16 protein-coding genes are annotated in these 21,677 nt (G+C 44.9%); 15 read left to right on the top strand and 1 reads right to left on the bottom strand.

Going from position 1 to position 21,677, the window contains the following annotated elements:
• The first annotated feature begins 5 nt into the window (after positions 1–5).
• The 15 genes from murD to HOP38_RS13725 all read left to right on the top strand — a co-directional run bounded on the left by murD (position 6) and on the right by HOP38_RS13725 (position 20,851).
• On the top strand, positions 6–1,334 hold the full coding sequence (murD, locus tag HOP38_RS13795; protein WP_198558298.1) for a UDP-N-acetylmuramoyl-L-alanine--D-glutamate ligase: 1,329 nt from the start codon (positions 6–8) through the stop codon (positions 1,332–1,334).
• Positions 1,335–1,348: 14 nt separating this feature from the next.
• On the top strand, positions 1,349–2,575 hold the full coding sequence (gene ftsW / locus HOP38_RS13790) for a cell division protein FtsW (protein ID WP_006072713.1): 1,227 nt from the start codon (positions 1,349–1,351) through the stop codon (positions 2,573–2,575).
• Positions 2,562–3,623: an undecaprenyldiphospho-muramoylpentapeptide beta-N-acetylglucosaminyltransferase gene (murG, locus tag HOP38_RS13785; RefSeq protein WP_031494213.1), complete on the top strand. Its 1,062-nt coding sequence runs from the start codon at positions 2,562–2,564 to the stop codon at positions 3,621–3,623. Before ftsW ends, murG begins: the two co-directional genes overlap by 14 nt.
• An 18-nt stretch (positions 3,624–3,641) precedes the next feature.
• Complete coding sequence (gene murC, locus HOP38_RS13780) at positions 3,642–5,102, top strand: UDP-N-acetylmuramate--L-alanine ligase (RefSeq protein WP_198558297.1); 1,461 nt, start codon at positions 3,642–3,644, stop codon at positions 5,100–5,102.
• Between the two features lie 233 nt (positions 5,103–5,335).
• Complete coding sequence (locus tag HOP38_RS13775; RefSeq protein WP_006072718.1) at positions 5,336–6,130, top strand: cell division protein FtsQ/DivIB; 795 nt, start codon at positions 5,336–5,338, stop codon at positions 6,128–6,130.
• 110 nt (positions 6,131–6,240) lie between these two features.
• Positions 6,241–7,503: a cell division protein FtsA gene (ftsA, locus tag HOP38_RS13770; protein WP_038223983.1), complete on the top strand. Its 1,263-nt coding sequence runs from the start codon at positions 6,241–6,243 to the stop codon at positions 7,501–7,503.
• A 29-nt stretch (positions 7,504–7,532) separates the two neighbouring features.
• Positions 7,533–8,762, top strand: coding sequence for a cell division protein FtsZ (gene ftsZ / locus HOP38_RS13765; RefSeq protein ID WP_031495612.1), 1,230 nt, complete (start codon positions 7,533–7,535; stop codon positions 8,760–8,762).
• A 99-nt stretch (positions 8,763–8,861) separates the two neighbouring features.
• Positions 8,862–9,779, top strand: coding sequence for a UDP-3-O-acyl-N-acetylglucosamine deacetylase (gene lpxC, locus HOP38_RS13760; RefSeq protein WP_031494089.1), 918 nt, complete (start codon positions 8,862–8,864; stop codon positions 9,777–9,779).
• 498 nt (positions 9,780–10,277) lie between these two features.
• On the top strand, positions 10,278–13,010 hold the full coding sequence (secA, locus tag HOP38_RS13755; RefSeq protein WP_124940238.1) for a preprotein translocase subunit SecA: 2,733 nt from the start codon (positions 10,278–10,280) through the stop codon (positions 13,008–13,010).
• Between the two features lie 87 nt (positions 13,011–13,097).
• Positions 13,098–13,496, top strand: coding sequence for an 8-oxo-dGTP diphosphatase MutT (gene mutT / locus HOP38_RS13750; protein WP_124940237.1), 399 nt, complete (start codon positions 13,098–13,100; stop codon positions 13,494–13,496).
• 75 nt (positions 13,497–13,571) lie between these two features.
• A complete protein-coding gene (gene dapB, locus HOP38_RS13745; RefSeq protein WP_006075634.1) occupies positions 13,572–14,381 on the top strand; it encodes a 4-hydroxy-tetrahydrodipicolinate reductase in 810 nt (269 codons plus the stop codon).
• 546 nt (positions 14,382–14,927) lie between these two features.
• On the top strand, positions 14,928–16,067 hold the full coding sequence (gene carA / locus HOP38_RS13740; protein ID WP_062459866.1) for a glutamine-hydrolyzing carbamoyl-phosphate synthase small subunit: 1,140 nt from the start codon (positions 14,928–14,930) through the stop codon (positions 16,065–16,067).
• Between the two features lie 16 nt (positions 16,068–16,083).
• On the top strand, positions 16,084–19,308 hold the full coding sequence (carB, locus tag HOP38_RS13735; RefSeq protein ID WP_006072883.1) for a carbamoyl-phosphate synthase large subunit: 3,225 nt from the start codon (positions 16,084–16,086) through the stop codon (positions 19,306–19,308).
• A gap of 168 nt (positions 19,309–19,476) precedes the next feature.
• Positions 19,477–19,974 (top strand): porin family protein, encoded by a 498-nt coding sequence (locus HOP38_RS13730; RefSeq protein WP_124940236.1) that lies wholly within the window; start codon positions 19,477–19,479, stop codon positions 19,972–19,974.
• A 97-nt stretch (positions 19,975–20,071) separates the two neighbouring features.
• Positions 20,072–20,851, top strand: coding sequence for a TSUP family transporter (locus HOP38_RS13725; protein WP_006072885.1), 780 nt, complete (start codon positions 20,072–20,074; stop codon positions 20,849–20,851).
• Here the strand turns inward: HOP38_RS13725 and HOP38_RS13720 are convergent.
• Positions 20,793–21,647: a LysR family transcriptional regulator gene (locus tag HOP38_RS13720; protein WP_038223974.1), complete on the bottom strand. Its 855-nt coding sequence runs from the start codon at positions 21,645–21,647 to the stop codon at positions 20,793–20,795. The two genes, HOP38_RS13725 and HOP38_RS13720, sit on opposite strands and share 59 nt — an antisense overlap.
• Between the last annotated feature and the right edge of the window lie 30 nt (positions 21,648–21,677).

Genomic DNA, 21,677 nt, shown 5'->3' with positions numbered 1-21,677 from the left:
AGTTCATGGATTCTTGGCAAGACATAAAGCAAGTCGTTGTAGTTGGGCTCGGTATTACCGGGCTCTCTGTCGTTAATCATGTTAGTAAAAACCATCCTGACGTGACTGTTCGTGTGATGGACAGTCGGGAGAACCCTCCCGGTGCTGAGCAGTTGCCAGAAGGTGCAGAACTGCATGCTGGAAGCTTTAATACTGAGTGGTTGAATCAAGCAGACCTGATTGTTTGCAACCCTGGTATTGCTTTGGCAACACCAGAAATTCAGCAGGCACTGGAAAAAGGTATTCGCGTTGTTGGCGATATTGAACTGTTTGCGTGGGCAACTACCAAGCCTGTTATTGCTATTACAGGCTCCAACGGTAAAAGTACAGTGACCGACCTAACAGGAGCAATGGCCAAAGCTGCGGGTATCAATGTCGGTGTTGGCGGTAATATTGGTGTTCCTGCTTTAGATTTGCTGGAACTGAATGCCGACTTGTATGTCCTAGAATTATCTAGCTTCCAACTCGAAACAACCTATTCTCTAAAAACCAAAGTATCGACATTTTTGAATCTGTCCGAAGATCATATGGATCGCTACCATGGGATGGAAGATTATGCACAAGCGAAACGACGTATTTTCTTCAATGCAGAACATGCTTTGGTGAATCGTGATGAGCCAGAGACTTCCCCTGAGCTGAGCGGGCTTCCTGTAGCAACGTTTGGTTTTAATGAGCAAGACTTCGGTATGCGTGAAATCGACGGACAAGTCTGGCTAGTCGATAACGATGAAACCATTATTTCCACCGACCAACTTCGTTTGGTTGGCAAGCACAATTGGTCCAATGCGCTGGTGGCCTGTGCATTGCTCAAACTGAGCGGTATCGACTACCGAAAAGGTTTGGCGTGTTTGGCTGCGTACACTGGTTTGAGTCATCGTTGCCAAGTGGTTGCAGATGAAAAGGGCGTCAAGTGGGTGAATGATTCCAAGGCTACTAACGTGGCGAGCACACTTGCGGCGTTATCTGGCTTAACCTTAGAGGGTAAACTGTATCTTTTGGTAGGTGGCGTTGGCAAAGGCGCTGACTTTTCTGAGTTAGCCAAACCACTGTCTGAGCTGAATGTGAAGTTGTGCTGTTTTGGGAGAGATGGTGAGGAGTTCATGGCCTTGCATCCATCGGCGGTTCGATATGACACGCTCAACAATGTCCTAACCGATATTACACCCGAACTGCAAAAGGGTGATATGGTTATGTTATCTCCAGCTTGTGCAAGCTTTGATCAGTTTGCCAATTTTATGGCTCGTGGAGATGACTTTACCCAGCTGGCTCAGCAATTTTCAAAACAAGTTAGTTAAACGGACTCGCTACTATGTTCCATCAATTTCGACAAAGGGTAACAGGTTGGTTTTCACATCCAGCTCCTGATGCCCTCTACGATAGACAGTTAGTGTGGTTAGCGTTTGCATTGATGATTACCGGCTTGGTTATGGTAACATCGGCTTCTTTTCCTATTAGTTCAAGACTCACTGACCAACCATTCCACTTCATGTTTCGACATGCGATTTTCTTGGTGCTAGCGCTTGGGACATCGTCCATTGTTCTCCAAGTTCCAACGGAAAAATGGTTTCGTTACAGTACTTATTTGCTTGCGCTGTCGATATTTCTTCTGGTCGTCGTATTGGCCGTCGGGAAGTCGGTTAATGGTGCTTCGCGCTGGATCCCTCTTGGGCTCTTTAACCTGCAGCCCGCTGAAGTCGCTAAATTGTCACTGTTCATTTTCATGTCGAGCTATCTAGTTCGCAAGCAAGATGAGGTAAGGCAATCCTTCTTTGGCGGCTTTATCAAACCTATCATGGTGTTTACTACCTTTGCTATTTTGTTGCTTGGTCAGCCTGACTTAGGAACCGTGGTGGTAATGTTGGTGACCCTATTTGGTATGCTGTTTATAGCGGGCGCAAAGCTGTCTCAGTTTATCGCGTTATTGGTAGCTGGTGTTGGTGCGGTTATTGCCCTGATCTTGGTGGAGCCCTATCGTGTTCGCCGAGTGACATCTTTCCTTGACCCATGGGAAGACCCTTTCGGAAGTGGCTACCAGCTAACACAATCATTGATGGCGTTCGGCCGCGGTAATTTGATGGGGCAAGGGTTAGGTAACTCGGTACAAAAATTGGAGTACCTGCCTGAAGCGCATACTGACTTCGTATTTGCGGTTTTAGCTGAAGAGTTAGGTTTTATTGGTGTGCTTCTCGTGTTGATGTTGGTGTTTGCTTTGGTGATTAAAGCTCTGTACATCGGCAAGCGTGCCTTTGAGAAGAAGCAACTGTTTGGGGGCTATCTCTCTTTTGCCATCGGAATTTGGTTTGCTTTTCAAACGTTAGTCAACGTTGGTGCTGCTGCTGGTATGGTTCCTACCAAAGGTTTGACATTGCCCTTAATCAGTTATGGTGGCTCCAGTCTTATAATTATGTCCGTTGCGGTGTCGATACTGCTACGTATCGACCACGAATGCCGTCTGTTACCAGACATAGATGAACCTACACCTCAGGAAGCGCCTCCTGAGAAAGACAAGAAAAAAGCCAAAGATGAAAAAGAATAAACGTTTGATGGTGATGGCTGGTGGTACTGGTGGTCACGTGTTTCCAGGGCTTGCTGTTGCGCATCGACTACAAGAACAAGGTTGGGAGATTCGCTGGTTAGGAACGGCTGATCGTATGGAAGCCGACTTGGTTCCCAAGCATGGTATTGAGATCGATTTCATTAAAGTGAAAGGTCTTCGAGGACAAGGCATTACCAAGCTTATGAAAGCGCCATTTCAGATATTTAGCGCTATATTACAGGCTAGAAAGCACCTAAAAAAATGGCAACCGGATGCCGTGCTAGGCATGGGTGGTTATGTGAGTGGCCCTGGTGGTATTGCGGCTTGGACCATGGGCATTCCAGTTGTATTACACGAACAAAATGGTGTAGCGGGATTAACCAATCAATGGTTGTCGAAAATTGCCAAGAAAGTATTCCAGGCGTTCCCTGGTGCATTCCCTAACGCTGAAGTAGTTGGGAACCCAGTAAGACAAGATTTAATTGATACTGAAGAACCGCAACAGCGACTTGAAGGCCGCGAAGGTGATATTCGTATTCTTGTCATGGGTGGCAGTCAAGGTGCACGTATTTTAAACCAGACGCTACCTCCCGTAATGGCAAAGCTTGGTTCAGGCTACACAATCCGTCATCAAGCGGGTAAAGGTAATAGCGAAGAAGTGGCTGAGCTATATCGCTCCAATGCAGTTGACAATGCAGACGTTACTGAGTTTATCGACGATGTTGCCCAAGCCTATCGTTGGGCTGACCTAGTAATTTGTCGCTCTGGTGCTTTGACTGTTTCTGAATTAGCTGCGGTCGGCGTAGGCGCAATATTTATTCCATTTATGCACAAAGATCGGCAGCAAGCACTTAATGGTGATCACCTAGTGCACAGTGGCGCTGCCTATATGATTGAACAGCCGGATTTAACGGTAGAAAAATTGGCGCAACAGGTAAAACAGCTCGATCGACTGCAACTACTAGAGCTTGCGAAGAATGCACGAAAAGCCGCTAAACTTGATGCAGATACACGCGTCGCCCAAGAAATTATCGAATTAACAAAATAGATTGACGAGATTTAATCCATGACACAGCAACATACTCAAGACCTAGCACAAATACGGGCCCTGATACCTGAAATGAGACGAGTGAAGTGTATTCACTTTGTCGGAATTGGTGGTGCTGGCATGAGTGGTATCGCAGAGGTACTGCTTAATGAAGGCTATCAGATTACCGGTTCAGATCTTGCTGAAAATGCTGTGACAGAGCGTCTGACTCAAAAAGGTGCCACTGTCTATATTGGCCATCAGGCGAGCAATATTGAAAATGCAAGTGTGGTAGTGGTGTCTACGGCTATCGATCCAGAAAACCAAGAATTAGTTGCTGCAAAAGAGCTGAGAATTCCTGTAGTTCGCCGTGCTGAAATGCTAGCGGAACTGATGCGTTTTAGACATGGGATCGCTGTGGCTGGTACGCACGGTAAAACCACGACGACTGCACTGGTTACTCAGATTTATTCGGAAGCTGGAATGGATCCGACGTTTGTTAACGGTGGCTTGGTAAAAAGTGCTGGTACTAATGCTCGATTAGGCTCAAGCCGAATATTGATCGCTGAAGCGGATGAAAGTGATGCGTCTTTCCTTCACCTGCAACCGATGGTGAGTATTGTGACTAATATTGAAGCTGACCATATGGATACCTATGGTGGAGACTTTGATACGCTAAAACAAACCTTTATCGATTTCTTACATAACCTGCCTTTCTACGGTCAGGCGGTGATGTGTGTTGACGATCCGGTAGTTCGTGAATTGATTCCAAGTGTTAGTCGTCAAGTGATTACTTATGGTTTTTCTGATGATGCAGATGTGCGAATTGAGAACTATCGTCAAGACGGCCAGCAAGGTAAATTCACGGTTGTCAGAAAAGGCCGAGAGAACTTAGAAATTACTCTAAATATTCCAGGTCAACATAATGCTCTTAATGCAGCGGCGGCGATTGCTGTTGCAACGGAAGATAATATTGCCGATGAAGCTATCGTTAACGCCATGTTAGGGACTGAAGGTACTGGCCGACGCTTTGAGCACCTTGGTGAGTTTGAAACAGGTAACGGTAAAGTGATGCTAGTGGATGACTACGGCCATCACCCAACAGAAGTGGATGTTACGATTAAAGCGGCGCGCAGTGGCTGGGCAGAAAAACGCTTAGTGATGATTTTCCAACCTCATCGATATAGTCGTACTCGCGATTTATATGATGACTTTGCCAATGTGCTGGAACAAGTTGATGTTTTAGTGATGTTGGATGTTTATTCGGCAGGAGAGGCTCCGATTGCTGGGGCTGATGGACGCTCACTATGTCGTACTATTCGTACAAGAGGTAAGTTGGATCCTGTTTTTGTTCCAGACGTGAATGCGTTACCATCTGTTTTATCGAATCTTTTGCAAGAAGGCGACCTTCTTCTGACGCAAGGTGCTGGTGATATCGGTAAAGTAGCCAGAAAGCTTGAGCAGATGAAGTTAGATATCCAGCTAATGCAGAATAGTTAGCAACGTCAGTTCAACTAGTAAAAAACTTAACTGTTCGACCGAGCTATCGAGAATTTTGATCGCTTAGTCGAACATTTTTGTTATTTCAATGTGTAAAAGCCGATATTTCTTAGGTTCAGTGTTTGATAGTTTGATATTCATTAGTATAATCCTAAGGTTAACAATATTAGATTAGACTCTTATTCCACTATCTTAAGGAAAGGCGAAGAGAAGTTAATAAAGGACCAAAGAGTTTGACTGAAACTTCAGAGAGCAGTGCAGAATCAACGCGTCGAATTACCTTGTTTTCTAAACATGGGGTCGGGGCTGTTTTTTTATTAGCTGTAATCACCGTAATAGGTTCAACACTTTATTCCACCATTAGCTGGATGTGGGACGACCAGCGCCTCCCTTTATCAAAGATAGTGTTGCAGGGCGATTTAACTCATGTAACTGCCAAGGATGTGCAACACGCATTTGCCAACCTTGAACACATTGGCACTTTTATGTCTCAAGACATCAATGTGCTGCAGCAAAGCGTCGAGCAAATCCCTTGGGTATCTCAGGCCTCCGTTCGCAAACAATGGCCAGATACAGTAAAAGTCTTTCTTACAGAGCATCAGGCTAGTGCCATCTGGAATGGTATTGATATGTTAGACACAAACGGTGTTGTGTTTAGCGGTGATGTGTCGGCAATTGAAGAGCAGAAAGTAAAACTTTATGGGCCAAAAGGCACTGAGTTACAAGTACTTCAAACTTATCGAGACAGCAACGGGCAATTAGCACCGCTTGGGTTATCCATATCATCATTGGTACTGAACGAACGCCGAGCTTGGCAAGTTATTTTGGACAACGGTATCCGTTTAGAGTTGGGTAAAGACTCGATGCAGGAGCGCTTGGAGCGCTTTATTTCGCTTTATCGAAAGTTGGGCGATCAAGTCTCTAAAATTAGTTATATCGACTTAAGATATGATACCGGCGCTGCGGTTGGCTGGTTCCCTGCGGAGGAGGCTGGAACCGCTCACGCAGAGAGCAAAAAAGTAGGATGACTGGTATTACGTATCGGTAGAGCAATTTATCGATACCTAAGTTCAGTTTGGACATTGAGCAACAAGATTGTTCGCTGGAAATTGAAATATCTATAACAAAGAGAGTACAGATGACGAAGACCACGGATGACAATATTATTGTCGGTCTTGATATAGGCACTGCAACTGTATCTGCGTTGGTCGGTGAAGTATTACCCGACGGTCAGGTCAATATCATTGGTGCTGGCTCCAGTCCTTCTCGAGGCATGGACAAAGGCGGTGTAAACGACCTAGAGTCAGTGGTTAAATCCGTGCAGCGTGCGATCGATCAAGCTGAGTTGATGGCAGAATGCCAGATTAGCAATGTATTTATTTCTCTTTCAGGCAAGCATATTGCGAGTCGAATTGAAAAAGGCATGGGAACCATTTCTGAGGAAGAAGTGTCACAGGATGATATGGACCGAGCGATTCATACCGCGAAATCCATTAAAATTGGTGATGAACAACGTATTCTTCATGTGATTCCTCAGGAATTTACCATAGACTATCAAGAAGGGATAAAAAATCCGCTTGGCTTGTCTGGTGTTCGAATGGAAGTGAGTGTTCATCTGATTTCTTGTCACAATGATATGGCAAGAAATATCATCAAGGCCGTTGAGCGTTGTGGATTAAAGGTAGAGCAGTTGGTTTTCTCTGGATTAGCTTCCAGTAACGCTGTTATTACTGAAGATGAACGAGAGCTGGGCGTTTGTGTCGTAGACATTGGCGCGGGAACCATGGATGTCTCTATTTGGACCGGTGGTGCACTTCGACATACAGAAGTGTTCTCTTATGCTGGTAATGCGGTGACCAGTGATATTGCATTTGCATTTGGTACACCTCTTAGTGATGCAGAAGAAATAAAAGTAAAGTATGGTTGTGCTCTAAGCGAACTAGTGAGCAAAGATGATACAGTTAACGTTCCAAGCGTTGGTGGTCGACCTTCTCGTAGTTTGCAACGCCAAACATTGGCAGAAGTGATAGAACCACGCTATACAGAGTTAATGGGACTAGTAAATCAAACCATTGATAATGTTCAAGCTAAACTAAGAGAGAATGGTGTAAAACATCATCTAGCAGCAGGCGTGGTCTTAACGGGCGGCGCAGCACAAATTGAAGGGGTTGTGGAGTGTGCAGAGCGCGTCTTCCGCAATCAGGTTCGTGTAGGCAAGCCTTTAGAGGTTAGCGGTCTCACGGACTATGTAAAGGAGCCGTATCATTCTACGGCCGTTGGATTACTTCATTACGCAAGAGACAGTCAGATCAATGACGACAATGATTATAACGAACCAAAACGTCAATCGGTGTCGACAATCTTTGGAAAGTTGCGTAATTGGATACAAAAAGAGTTTTAACCTGAGTTGCAGGAAAACGGAGATAACAAATGTTTGAACCGATGATGGAAATGTCTGACGAAGCAGTCATTAAAGTAGTTGGAGTCGGCGGTGGCGGTGGTAACGCTGTAGAACACATGGTTCGTGAGTCAATCGAAGGGGTTGATTTCATTAGTGTGAATACGGATGCTCAGGCACTTCGCAAAACGAGTATTAGTCACGTCATTCAAATCGGCGGCGATATTACAAAAGGCTTGGGTGCGGGTGCAAACCCACAAGTTGGACGTGATGCAGCTCTCGAAGATAAAGAAAGAATTAAAGAAAGCATTACTGGCGCCGATATGGTATTTATCGCAGCTGGTATGGGTGGTGGTACCGGAACCGGTGCAGCTCCCGTTATTGCTGAAGTAGCGAAAGAGCTTGGTATTCTTACTGTTGCGGTGGTGACTAAACCATTTAGCTTCGAGGGTAAAAAGCGTCTTGCATTTGCAGAACAGGGTATTGAAGAGCTATCAAAGCATGTTGACTCTTTAATCACTATTCCAAATGAAAAGCTACTTAAAGTACTAGGTCGTGGTGTTACGCTTTTAGAAGCCTTTGCAAGTGCGAACGATGTTCTTAAGAATGCCGTTCAAGGTATTGCAGAGCTAATTACTCGCCCAGGCATGATTAACGTCGACTTTGCGGACGTACGTACTGTGATGTCTGAGATGGGTCATGCGATGATGGGTAGCGGTGTTGCTAAAGGCGAAGACCGTGCAGAAGAAGCCGCTGAAATGGCGATTTCTAGCCCGCTTCTAGAAGATATCGATCTTGCTGGTGCTCGTGGTGTTCTAGTGAACATTACTGCTGGTCTGGATATGCGTTTAGACGAGTTTGAAACAGTCGGTAATACAGTGAAGGCTTTTGCTTCTGATAATGCAACAGTGGTAATTGGTACTTCGCTAGACCCTGACATGAGCGACGAAATTCGCGTGACTGTGGTTGCTACTGGTATCGGTAATGAGCGCAAACCTGACATCACGCTTGTTGCAGGTGGTAAAACACCAGTAACAGCAAGTCAGCCACAACAACAAACGCAAGCTCCAGCTGCGAAAGTTGAAGAGAAAGTGGCACAAACTTTGCCTGTAAATAGTCAGGACAAGGTTGAAGTGAACACACCGAGTCATTCGGGATCAAATGCACCTGCATCTGGCGCGAATACTAGTGCTGCACCTAAACCTGAAAAGGAAAGTGGCTACTTAGATATTCCAGCATTTTTGCGTCGTCAAGCAGACTAAGCTGTCTGCTTAAATTTGACACAGCTCAAAAATCTGGTAGGATTCGCGGTTGCTTACATAATCAACCGTGATTTGTAGCGTTGAAGAAGAGGTTTGTAGATGATCAGACAACGTACGCTTAAAGAAATAGTGACTACTGTAGGAGTGGGTCTCCACTCTGGCCGTAAAGTAACACTAACTTTGCGTCCAGCGGCTGCTAATACTGGTGTCGTTTACCGTCGTACTGACGTGAATCCGCCTGTGGATTTTCCTGCGGATCCTCTTTCTGTGCGCGACACAATGCTATGTACTGCGCTTGTTAATGATGACGGTGTTCGTATTTCAACAGTCGAGCACTTGAATGCAGCATTAGCGGGTATGGGCATTGATAACATCATCGTTGAAGTTGATGCGCCTGAAATCCCTATTATGGATGGCAGTGCAAGCCCGTTTGTATACTTGCTACAACAAGCAGGCATCGAAACTCAGAATGCACCAAAACGTTTCATCCGTATCAAGAAACCAGTGCGTTTCGAAGATGGTGATAAGTGGGCAGAGCTTCGTCCATACAACGGTTTCCGTATGGATTTCGAGATTGAGTTCAACCACCCTGCAATTGATGCTGACGAACAGCGTCTGCAGTTTGATTTCTCGTCGCAAGGCTTTATTAAAGATATCGCTCGCGCTCGTACTTTTGGTTTCATGCGTGACATCGAGTACCTACAATCACAAAATCTTGTGTTAGGTGGTAGCTTCGATAATGCTATCGTTCTTGATGAATACCGTATTCTTAACGAAGAGGGTCTTCGTTTCGATAATGAGTTTGTTACTCACAAAGTGTTGGATGCGATTGGCGATCTCTATATGGCTGGTCACGCGATTGTTGGTGAGTTCTCTGCGTATAAGTCAGGTCATGGTCTAAATAACCAACTACTGCGTGCGGTATTGGCAGACCAAGAAGCGTGGGAATGGGCTACATTCGAAGAGCAAGCTGGTTCTCCAGTTGCTTTTGCAGAACCAAACATGGTCCTCGCTTAAAAAACTACTAGTGTTTAAAAAAAAACCAGACCTTGAGTCTGGTTTTTTTATGCCTATTAAACAGTGAAGTGGCAGTTTGTTGCCTGTTGCACTTTACTTAATAGTGGCAAAGATCTGCAGTGGATCTTCGTGATCTTGCAGTTTGGTTGCTTTAAATGATACTCGCTGTGCAGTTTAAGTTTTCACTTTTGATGTATGCTGCCGCTATCTCCGTTTAGAAATATCCGCCACAATGCTGCGCTGAATACGGCTTTATATGACAAAACTTCCAAACACATCAAACTAATTACGGTTAGTTTGTATTGAAGCTTGGTTGTTAGGGCAAAAATTCCTTAAACTATGTGCCATTAATTGGTATATCTGCCTTGAAATTTAACAGCTTGAACTCAATATCAGTTGGTATAGATTTTATCTCAGTTAGGTCAGTAGACCCTAGTCGAGACGGAAGGCAATTTTAATAGGTCGATATGATCTAATGGTAGAGAGAATAAAAACACAATGATTACTAACCTACTGACAAAGGTCATCGGTAGTCGTAACGACAGAACACTGCGTCGACTAAGAAAAATCGTAAAGCAGATCAATAACTACGAGCCACAGTTCGAAGCATTGTCTGACGAAGAACTGAAAGCAAAAACAGTAGAGTTTCGTGAGCGATTGGATAAAGGTGAAAACCTAGACCAACTTCTGCCAGAAGCATTTGCTACAGTTCGTGAAGCGTCTAAACGTGTCTTCGGGATGCGCCATTTCGACGTTCAGCTTATCGGTGGCATGGTGTTGAACTCTGGTCAAATTGCAGAGATGCGCACTGGTGAAGGTAAAACGCTAACAGCAACTTTGCCTGCTTATCTAAATGCTCTACCGGGCAAAGGCGTTCACATCGTAACCGTGAATGACTACTTAGCAAAACGCGATGCTGAAACAAACCGCGCTCTATTTGAATTCCTAGGCATGAGTGTTGGCGTGAACGTGCCAAACATGCACCCACAAGAAAAGAAAGAAGCTTATCAAGCGGACATTCTATACGGTACCAACAACGAATTTGGTTTTGACTACCTACGTGACAACATGGCTTTCCGTGTGGAAGACCGAGTTCAGCGTGAGCGATTCTTTGCTGTTGTCGATGAAGTGGACTCAATCTTAATTGATGAAGCTCGTACTCCACTTATTATTTCAGGTCCTGCTGAAGACAGTTCAGAGCTATATACACGTATTAACACGTTAATTCCTCAGCTTGAACAACAAGATCAAGAAGACTCAGAAGAGTACCGTGGTGATGGTCACTACACGGTTGATGAAAAATCAAAACAGGTTCACTTAACCGAAACAGGTCAGGAGTTTGTTGAAGAACTATTGATCAAAAATGGTTTGATGGAAGAGGGTGACACACTTTACTCGCCAACCAATATTAGCCTATTGCATCACGTGAACGCCGCCCTTCGTGCTCATGTTTTATTTGAGAAAAACGTTGACTATATCGTTAACGAGCAAGGCGAAGTAGTTATCGTTGATGAGCATACTGGTCGTACTATGCCAGGCCGTCGTTGGTCTGAAGGTCTTCACCAAGCTGTTGAAGCGAAAGAAGGGGTGAAGATTCAAAACGAAAACCAAACACTTGCTTCTATTACGTTCCAGAACTACTTCCGTCTTTATGAAAAACTGTCGGGTATGACAGGTACGGCAGATACTGAAGCGTTTGAGTTCCAGTCTATCTATGGTTTAGAAACAGTTGTTATCCCAACCAATAAACCAATGGTTCGTGATGACATGGCTGATGTGGTTTATCGTACTGAAGTTGAAAAATTCAACGCGATTATCGAGGACATTAAAGAGCGCAGTGCAAAAGGTCAGCCTATTCTGGTTGGTACGGTTTCGATTGAGAAGTCAGAGCTGTTATCTAATGCGTTGAAGCAAGCTAAGATCAAGCACAACGTTCTTAACGCGAAGTTCCACGAACGCGAAGCTGAAATCGTTGCTGAAGCGGGTACGCCAGGTGCGGTAACTATCGCAACTAACATGGCGGGTCGTGGTACCGATATCGTGTTAGGTGGTAGCTGGCAGTCTAAAGTTGAACAGATTTCTGAGCCTACGCAAGAGCAAATCGATGCCATTAAAGCAGAATGGAAAGTGATTCATGATCAAGTTCTTGCTGCTGGTGGTCTACATATCATTGGTACAGAGCGTCATGAATCTCGCCGTATCGATAACCAGTTACGTGGTCGTTCTGGTCGTCAAGGTGATGCTGGTTCGTCTCGTTTCTATCTATCAATGGAAGATCAACTACTCCGTATTTTCACTTCTGATCGTATGGCTAGCCTTATCCAAAGTGGTATGGACGAAGGTGAAGCGATTGAAAGTAAGATGTTATCGCGATCTATTGAGAAAGCTCAGCGTAAAGTGGAAGGTCGTAACTTCGATATCCGTAAGCAATTGCTTGAGTTTGACGACGTAGCCAATGACCAGCGTAAAGTAGTCTACGAGCTTCGTGATGAATTAATGACGGCAGAAGACATTAGTGAAATGCTTGAGCAAAACCGTGCTGATGTGTTCACTTCTGTTATCGATGAGTACATCCCACCTCAATCTCTAGAAGATATGTGGGATATCGAGGGTCTAGAAGAACGTCTGAAGAACGACTTCGATTTAGAGCTTCCAATCAAAACTTGGCTTGATGAAGATGACAAGCTCTATGAAGAAGCACTTCGTGAGAAAATCCTTGATACAGCAGTAACGATTTATCAACAGAAAGAAGAAACTGTTGGTGCACAAGTACTTCGTAACTTTGAAAAATCGGTCATGCTGCAGACTCTAGATACGCTATGGAAAGAGCATCTAGCGGCTATGGATCATCTACGTCAAGGTATTCACCTTCGTGGTTATGCTCAGAAGAACCCGAAACAAGAATACAAGCGTGAGTCGTTTGAGTTGTTTGAGCAACTGTTGGATTCTCTGAAATTTGACGTGATCACTATACTTTCAAAAGTACGTGTGCAACAGCAAGAAGAAGTTGAGCGTATGGAAGCTCAGCGTCAAGCGCAAGCAGAGGCGGCAGCAGCAAAAGCACATGCTCAACACGCGGATGCTGAGAACCAACTTGCTGATCACTCAGAAGAGTCTGGTGATGGTTCACAACAGCCTATGGTTCGTGAAGAACGTAAGGTTGGGCGCAATGAACCATGTCCTTGTGGATCTGGTAAGAAATACAAACAATGCCATGGTAAGATTAACTAAACCATGATGTAAAAATGAAGAGTCGCATTATGCGGCTCTTTTTTTAATCTGAATTTACGAGAAACACAGAAATAGGTGGGGAAAAACGTGAAGCGAGTTCATATCGTTGCCGCAATCATCTTTAACCAAGATAAGTCGCAAATCTATATCACTAAACGTCCTGATAACCTTCATAAAGGCGGCTTCTGGGAGTTTCCTGGGGGTAAAGTCGAGGTAGGAGAATCAGTCGGCGAGGCGATAACTCGTGAGCTGTTCGAAGAGATCGACATAAAAGTTAAAGAGTTTGAGTTGTTCGAGCACCTACTTCATGACTACCCAGAAAAATCGTTGGAGTTTGATTTTATCTCGGTGACGTCGTTTGACAATGAACCATACGGAAAAGAGGGACAGGAAGGCTGTTGGGTAAATATTGCCGATTTACCGAATTATGTATTCCCCGAAGCGAATGTACCCATCCTAAATAAAGTGGTCGAAAAATACCGTTAAAATCTGTAACGACTCTGGTAGCCCTAGTGTCTTTGCGTTACATTGGTAACAACATAAACAACGGAGAATAACGCAATGGTAAGAATTGCGATTGCAGGAGCAGCGGGCCGCATGGGTCGCAACCTAGTGAAAGCAACGTTTCACAACAATCAGGCTGAAGTAGGCGCAGGTTCTGAACGCCCAGAGTCATCTTTAGTTGGTGTTGATGTTGGTGAATTGTGTGGTGAAGGGCGATTTGACGTCGCTTTGGTGGATGATCTTAATAAGTCTATTGATGACTTTGACGTTATCATCGATTTCACTGCGCCAAAAAGTACCCTTGCGAATCTAGAGCTATGCAAACAGCATGGCAAAAAAATGGTGATTGGTACAACTGGCTTTAGCGAAGAAGAGAAAGCGATCATCGATGAGGCTGCTCAATCTGTGCCAGTGGTTATGGCGCCGAACTACAGCGTTGGGGTTAACCTAGTCTTTAAGCTTCTTGAGAAAGCAGCGAAAGTTATGGGCGATTACTGCGACATCGAAATTGTTGAAGCGCACCACCGCCATAAAGTAGATGCTCCATCTGGTACTGCTATAGGTATGGGAGAAGCGATTGCAGGCGCAATGGGTAATGAACTCAACGATGTAGCCGTCTATGCTCGTGAAGGCATCACTGGTGAGCGCACTCGTGACGAAATTGGCTTTGCTACGATTCGAGCTGGCGATATTGTTGGTGAACATACCGCTATGTTTGCTGATATTGGTGAGCGCGTCGAGATTACCCACAAAGCGACCGATCGCATGACGTTTGCCAATGGGGCCGTTAAAGCTGCAGTATGGCTCAATGATAAGCCTGCGGGCTTTTATACCATGACTGAAGTTCTCGGTCTCGATAGCATTTAACGAAAAGCGCCAGTCGGCGCTTTTTTTATATCTCATGGCGTCGAATCTCAAAGCTCAATTGTTTTACATAATTATTCTCAAGGTCAGTATTGTTCTAGGGTATGAATAGCCATCTCGCTAAATCGACCAAAAACACAATAACTGTACAAAATAAATGGATTTATGTGTGAGTTTTGTAGCTTTGAGATAAAAATCGTCTCTTATGTCTTATTTTTATATGTTAACTTGTTTCGGTTAACGTTTGCGTAGTTATGAGGTAAAAATTGCGGGGTTGTTATTAACTTTGCTAGCACGAAAAACTATGCGGAATCATAACTGATTGATTTTTGCTCTTGAAATGTGTTTTTTTTGAGGGTTTAGAGTAAAAAAATGGTCAATGGCGATAAAATTTAATTTTATTTTTCGGCAGTTGTTGACACTTGTCACGGGCATCATTAGAATACCGCCAATTTGTCTGAACTACCTAAAAGCGCTTATTTATAGCGAAGAGGAAGGCAAATCTGCAATTTAATTTAAAATTTATGCATTTTTATTCTGGAGGTTGTCTTGAGTAAATCAGCACTGTTAGTCCTAGAAGATGGGACAGTGTTCCACGGTGTTTCCATTGGAGCAGATGGTTTATCCGTTGGTGAAGTTGTTTTTAATACCTCGATGACGGGGTACCAAGAAATCCTCACTGATCCTTCCTATTCTCAACAGATCGTAACTCTTACTTATCCTCACATTGGCAATACTGGTACTAATAAAGAAGACGAAGAGTCTTCAGCAATCCACGCACAAGGTCTTGTGATTCGCGATCTTCCTCTTATCGCATCAAACTTCCGTAACGAACAATCCCTTTCAGACTATCTCAAGTCTCAGAACATCGTTGGTATCGCTGATATCGATACACGTAAGCTGACTCGCCTTCTTCGTGAAAAAGGTGCGCAGAACGGTTGTATCGTAGCGGGCGATAACCTAGATGAAGCTCTAGCACTTGCTAAAGCAAAAGAATTCCCAGGCTTGAAAGGTATGGATCTTGCGAAAGAGGTTACAACAAAAGAAACGTATCAATGGAAACAAGGTTCGTGGACGCTCGAGGGTGGACTTCCTGAAGCGAAAGACGACAGTGAATTGCCATATCACGTTGTTGCCTACGACTTCGGTGCCAAGCGTAACATCTTGCGCATGCTTGTTGACCGCGGCTGCCGCCTAACGGTGGTTCCAGCGCAAACTTCAGCAGAAGAAGTGCTCGCGCTTAACCCAGATGGCGTGTTCCTATCGAACGGCCCTGGAGACCCAGCACCTTGTACTTACGCTATTGAGGCAACTAAGACTTTCCTAGATAACGGACTGCCTATCTTCGGTATCTGTCTGGGTCACCAAATTTTGGCGCTAGCATCAGGTGCACAAACTGTGAAAATGAAGTTTGGCCACCACGGTGCCAACCATCCGGTAAAAGATCTCGATCGCAATGTAGTGATGATTACCTCTCAGAACCATGGTTTTGCTGCTGATGAAGAGACGTTACCTGAAAACCTGCGTGCGACGCACAAGTCTCTATTTGACGGTACGCTTCAAGGTATCCATCGCACTGATAAGCCGGCATTTAGCTTCCAAGGTCACCCTGAAGCAAGCCCAGGTCCACACGATGCTGCACCATTGTTTGACCACTTCATTGAACTGATTAAAAAACACAAAGCGTAATTCGGAGTAGTTGAGAATGCCAAAACGTACTGACATTAAAAGTATTCTAATTCTTGGTGCTGGCCCGATTGTTATCGGTCAGGCTTGTGAGTTTGACTATTCTGGCGCACAAGCGTGTAAAGCGCTACGTGAAGAAGGTTATCGAGTTATCCTAGTGAACTCGAACCCTGCAACAATCATGACTGACCCGGACATGGCGGATGCGACGTACATCGAACCTATTCAGTGGGAAGTTGTTCGTAATATCATCGCTAAAGAACGTCCTGACGCGGTTCTACCTACAATGGGTGGTCAAACCGCGCTGAACTGTGCACTTGACCTAGAGAAGCACGGCGTACTTGAAGAGTTCGGTGTGGAAATGATTGGTGCAACGGCCGACGCTATCGATAAAGCAGAAGACCGTTCTCGCTTCGATAAAGCGATGAAATCAATTGGCCTAGAATGTCCACGCGCTGATACTGCGAAAACTATGGAAGAAGCGTACGCGGTTCTTGATATGGTTGGCTTCCCTTGTATCATTCGTCCTTCTTTCACTATGGGTGGTACTGGTGGCGGTATCGCATATAACAAAGAAGAATTCGAAGAAATCTGTCGCCGTGGTTTAGACCTTTCCCCAACGAACGAACTTCTTATCGATGAATCACTTATCGGTTGGAAAGAATACGAAATGGAAGTGGTTCGTGACAAAGCGGACAACTGCATTATCGTTTGTGCGATTGAAAACTTCGACCCAATGGGCATCCACACGGGTGACTCAATCACAGTCGCACCAGCGCAAACGCTGACAGATAAAGAATATCAATTAATGCGTAACGCTTCTCTAGCGGTACTGCGTGAGATTGGTGTTGAAACAGGTGGTTCAAACGTTCAGTTTGGTATCAACCCGAAAGATGGCCGTATGGTTATCATCGAGATGAACCCACGTGTATCTCGCTCTTCTGCTCTAGCGTCTAAAGCAACGGGTTTCCCTATCGCCAAGATTGCAGCGAAACTAGCGGTTGGCTTCACACTAGATGAACTGATGAACGATATCACGGGTGGTGCAACACCAGCATCGTTTGAACCAACTATCGACTACGTAGTGACCAAGATTCCTCGTTTCAACTTCGAGAAGTTTGCTGGCGCTAACGACCGTCTAACAACACAGATGAAGTCAGTTGGTGAGGTAATGGCGATTGGTCGTAACCAACAAGAGTCGCTACAAAAAGCGCTTCGTGGCCTAGAAGTTGGCGCGACTGGCTTTGACGAAATGGTTGACCTTGATGCTCCAGATGCATTGTCTAAAATCCGCCACGAGCTGAAAGAAGCTGGTGCTGAGCGTATTTGGTATATCGCTGACGCATTCCGTGCTGGTCTATCTGTAGATGGTGTCTTCAACCTGACACAAATCGACCGTTGGTTCCTAGTTCAAATCGAAGAGATTGTGAAACTAGAGCAAGAGTTGCGATCGAAAGGTTTTGCAGGTCTTGATAAGCAAGAGCTAAACAAGCTTAAGCGTAAAGGTTTTGCTGATGCGCGCCTATCTAAGATTCTAGGTGTAGCGGAAAGTGAAATTCGTCGCCTACGTGACCAATACGATATCCATCCAGTTTACAAGCGCGTTGATACTTGTGCGGCTGAGTTCTCTTCTGATACCGCTTACATGTACTCCTCTTATGATGACGAATGTGAGGCGAATCCAACAGATAAAGACAAAATAATGATCCTAGGTGGCGGTCCAAACCGTATCGGCCAAGGTATCGAATTTGATTACTGTTGTGTACACGCGTCTCTAGCACTACGCGAAGACGGTTACGAGACCATCATGGTTAACTGTAACCCAGAAACGGTTTCTACTGACTACGATACGTCTGACCGTTTGTACTTCGAACCAGTTACACTGGAAGATGTATTGGCTATCGCTCGAGTAGAGAAACCGAAGGGCGTAATCGTTCAGTACGGTGGTCAAACGCCTCTGAAACTGGCTCGTGCTTTAGAAGCTGCTGGTGTGCCAATCATTGGTACTAGCCCTGACGCTATCGACCGTGCAGAAGACCGTGAGCGTTTCCAAGTAGCGGTAGACCGTCTTGGCCTTCTACAACCAGAAAACGCAACAGTAACGACAATGGAGCAAGCGGTAGAGAAATCTCGTGAAATCGGCTTCCCATTGGTTGTTCGTCCATCGTATGTACTAGGTGGTCGCGCAATGGAAATCGTTTATGACGAGCAAGACCTACGTCGTTACTTCAACGAAGCTGTGAGTGTTTCGAACGAGTCTCCTGTGCTACTAGATAGCTTCCTAGACGATGCCGTTGAAGTTGACATCGATGCACTATGTGACGGTGAGCGAGTGGTTATCGGCGGTATTATGGAGCATATCGAACAAGCAGGTGTTCACTCTGGTGACTCAGCATGTTCACTTCCTGCATACACGCTAAGCCAAGAAATCCAAGATACAATGCGTGAGCAAGTTGAAAAGCTAGCGTTTGAGTTGGGTGTTCGTGGTCTAATGAACACTCAGTTTGCGGTTAAGAACAACAAGGTTTACTTGATTGAGGTTAACCCACGTGCAGCGCGTACCGTTCCGTTTGTATCGAAAGCAACAGGTGCACCTATTGCTAAGATTGCTGCTCGTGTTATGGCGGGTCAATCTCTAGAGTCGCAAGGCTTCACTAAAGAGATTATTCCTCCTTACTACTCAGTGAAAGAAGTGGTACTGCCATTCAACAAGTTCCCTGGCGTTGACCCACTATTAGGCCCAGAAATGCGTTCCACTGGTGAGGTAATGGGTGTCGGTGCGACATTTGCTGAAGCTTATGCGAAAGCAGAGCTAGGTTGCGGCAATGTTTACCCTGAAGGTGGTCGTGCGCTACTGTCTGTTCGTGAAGGTGATAAAGAGCGCGTAGTTGACCTAGCTTCTAAGCTAACTAAGCTTGGCTACCAACTAGATGCAACACACGGTACAGCAGTAATCTTAGGTGAAGCTGGAATCAACCCTCGTCTTGTAAACAAGGTACACGAAGGTCGTCCACATATCCTAGACCGTATCAAGAACAACGAGTACACCTACATCGTTAACACGGCAGCAGGTCGTCAAGCGATTGAGGACTCAAAAGTTCTACGTCGTGGCGCGCTTGCGGAGAAAGTGAACTACACTACAACGCTAAATGCGGCGTTTGCAACCTGTATGTCTCATACCGCAGATGCGAAGTCGACAGTGACATCGGTTCAAGAGCTTCACGCACAAGTAAAAAGTGCTTAATAGATAAAAACTAAGAAGCAGGTCTAGCGCCTGCCTTTTAGACAACCTCATTGCCCGCTCATTTGAGCGGGCTTTTTTTGTGTCGCATTCTTTATTCAGAGAGTGTTTTTTAATCAATTATTTTAGTCGTTATATTCCTACCCCTAATTAAAACGTAGGAAATTAGCAGTGAAAATTAAACATACTTTATCCATCTTAACGGCGGCAATGACATTGTCTTTTTCAGCTTTGGCTGACGATAGTTTTTACCTAGGTACCATATATAGTACGGTGCGAGCAGCGGATGAGAGCGTTGACAAATCGACTTCCAATATTAGTAATTTAGGACTTCAGGCCGGGTACTCACTCAATCAGCATTTTGCCCTTGAGGGGCGATATTTCTATGCACTCAATCGTACAAGTTCTTTGCCTCAACACCAGTCGCAAATTTATGCCAAAGCAAGCTATCCACTCAGTGACACTTTTTCGATCTACGCCTTAGCTGGGGTCAACTTTGCGAAAGAATATTCCGCAAGTAGTCAAACGAAAGGGTATTTTTCGGGAGGTGCCGGTGTCTCTTATACCTTTACGGATAAACTTAAAGGGTCATTAGAATATGTCTCTTTAGCTCAAAGCAAGTCCTATAAAGGTAATGCAGTCAATATCGGCTTAAGTTACTACTTCTAATTGATTCCTTAAGGGAATAGGTTTGTATCCATGATTTCGCTAGTGTTGATATTTGTCGCGAGTAAAATGAGACGATATTTAACGTTGAGTTAGCATAATGGAAGTTACAATAGAAATTCTTGGACTCCTTTTCCTGGTCGCAGGATTAGCGGGCTTTATTGATGCGATGGCTGGTGGTGGAGGGTTGCTTACTCTTCCTGCTCTCCTGTCTGTCGGTGTTCCCCCAACCCAAGCATTGGCAACTAACAAGCTGCAAAGCTCATTTGGTAGTTTTTCGGCAACTTGGTATTTTGTGCGCAATGGTATTGTTGACCTCAAGGAAATGCGACTTGCGATTCTATGTACTTTTATAGGATCTGCAGTTGGTGCTGAATTAGTACAGCATATTGATGCAGGGGTGCTGACGAGCTTGATTCCAGTTTTACTGCTGGGGATTTCTCTGTACTTTTTGCTGGCTCCACAAGCAGGAGAGGGCGGTGGCAAACCTAAAATGTCAGAAACCCTATTTGCCTTTTCCGTAGGTACTGGTGTCGGATTTTACGACGGCTTCTTTGGACCGGGTACCGGTTCTATCTTTACCATTTGTTTTGTCGCCATCGCACAACTGTCGATTGTTCACGCTACAGCAAAAACCAAAGTACTAAATTTTACTTCCAATCTAGCCGCATTAATCTTTTTCATTATTGCAGGCTTACCGGTTTGGGAAATCGGCTTAGTTATGGCAGTTGGCGGTTTTTTGGGTGCCAGAATGGGAGCTAAGGTCGTTGTATCTAAGGGGAAAAAATTCATCCGCCCATTGGTTGTGATCATGTCAATGGTCATGGCATTGAAGCTACTTTGGGAACAGCATCCTCAATGGTTTCAATCACTGTTCTAACTCGTTCTAATTTCAGTGCTGAAGGACGATAAACAAGGTGCACGGGACGTGTCAACGTAGCAAGAAAATCGAAGTCAAAGCAAAGCCCTTCATCAATGTGAAGGGTTTTTATAATTGATAAAGGAACCAAAGCGGCAGAGACACCTTTGATTGCCAACTGGGCTGCTGCAGTATAGGAGTCCATCTGCATGCTTGGAATAATACCCGCTTGTTGAAGTAAGCCCGCTTGATAGGTATTGGCCGGATTGTTGAGGTCGTTAGTGATGAGTTTAGCGGGCGGTGCGGTAAGCGGTTGATGGCTCACGACTCGAAACGGTTCGTTGAATAGATGGGTAGCATGCAGGCCAAGACGACTATTAAGATGCCCTGCACAGAGTCCAATCGCCGCGTCCCCTGCTTTAACGTGTTCAATGATTCGGGGCGTATGGTTGGTGGTAATGGTGAGGAATGGGTCTTTAAGCAGCAACGTGGGAAATACTTCACTGAGATAACCTGCCACTAAGGTTTCCGAACAATCTACGCGAATAATCGTTTGATCATCAAGGGTCTGCTCTTCAGCAATTAATCCGCGAAGCTCATGCAGACTTGGACCAACACGATCGATAAGAGAGAGGGCGTCAGGAGTCAATTTTATTTGCCTCCCTTCTGGCTCGATTAACTTTTTACCAAGTTTTCTCTCTAGATTGGCTATTCGCTTACTGACTGCCGACTGGCTGATATATAGCCTGCTGCCAGTACGGCTCATGGTTTTTTCTTGTGAGAGCACAAGTAAGGTCTCAATGCCTTCTAATAGCATGCGCTTTGATGAAAATTGGGAATAGATTTT

Origin of the sequence: Vibrio mediterranei, from assembly GCF_013364395.1 — a bacterium.
In the GTDB taxonomy this organism is placed as follows: domain Bacteria; phylum Pseudomonadota; class Gammaproteobacteria; order Enterobacterales; family Vibrionaceae; genus Vibrio; species Vibrio mediterranei.
Note: the sequence above shows the minus strand (reverse complement) of the source record. Positions and strands in the feature narration are given on the sequence as shown.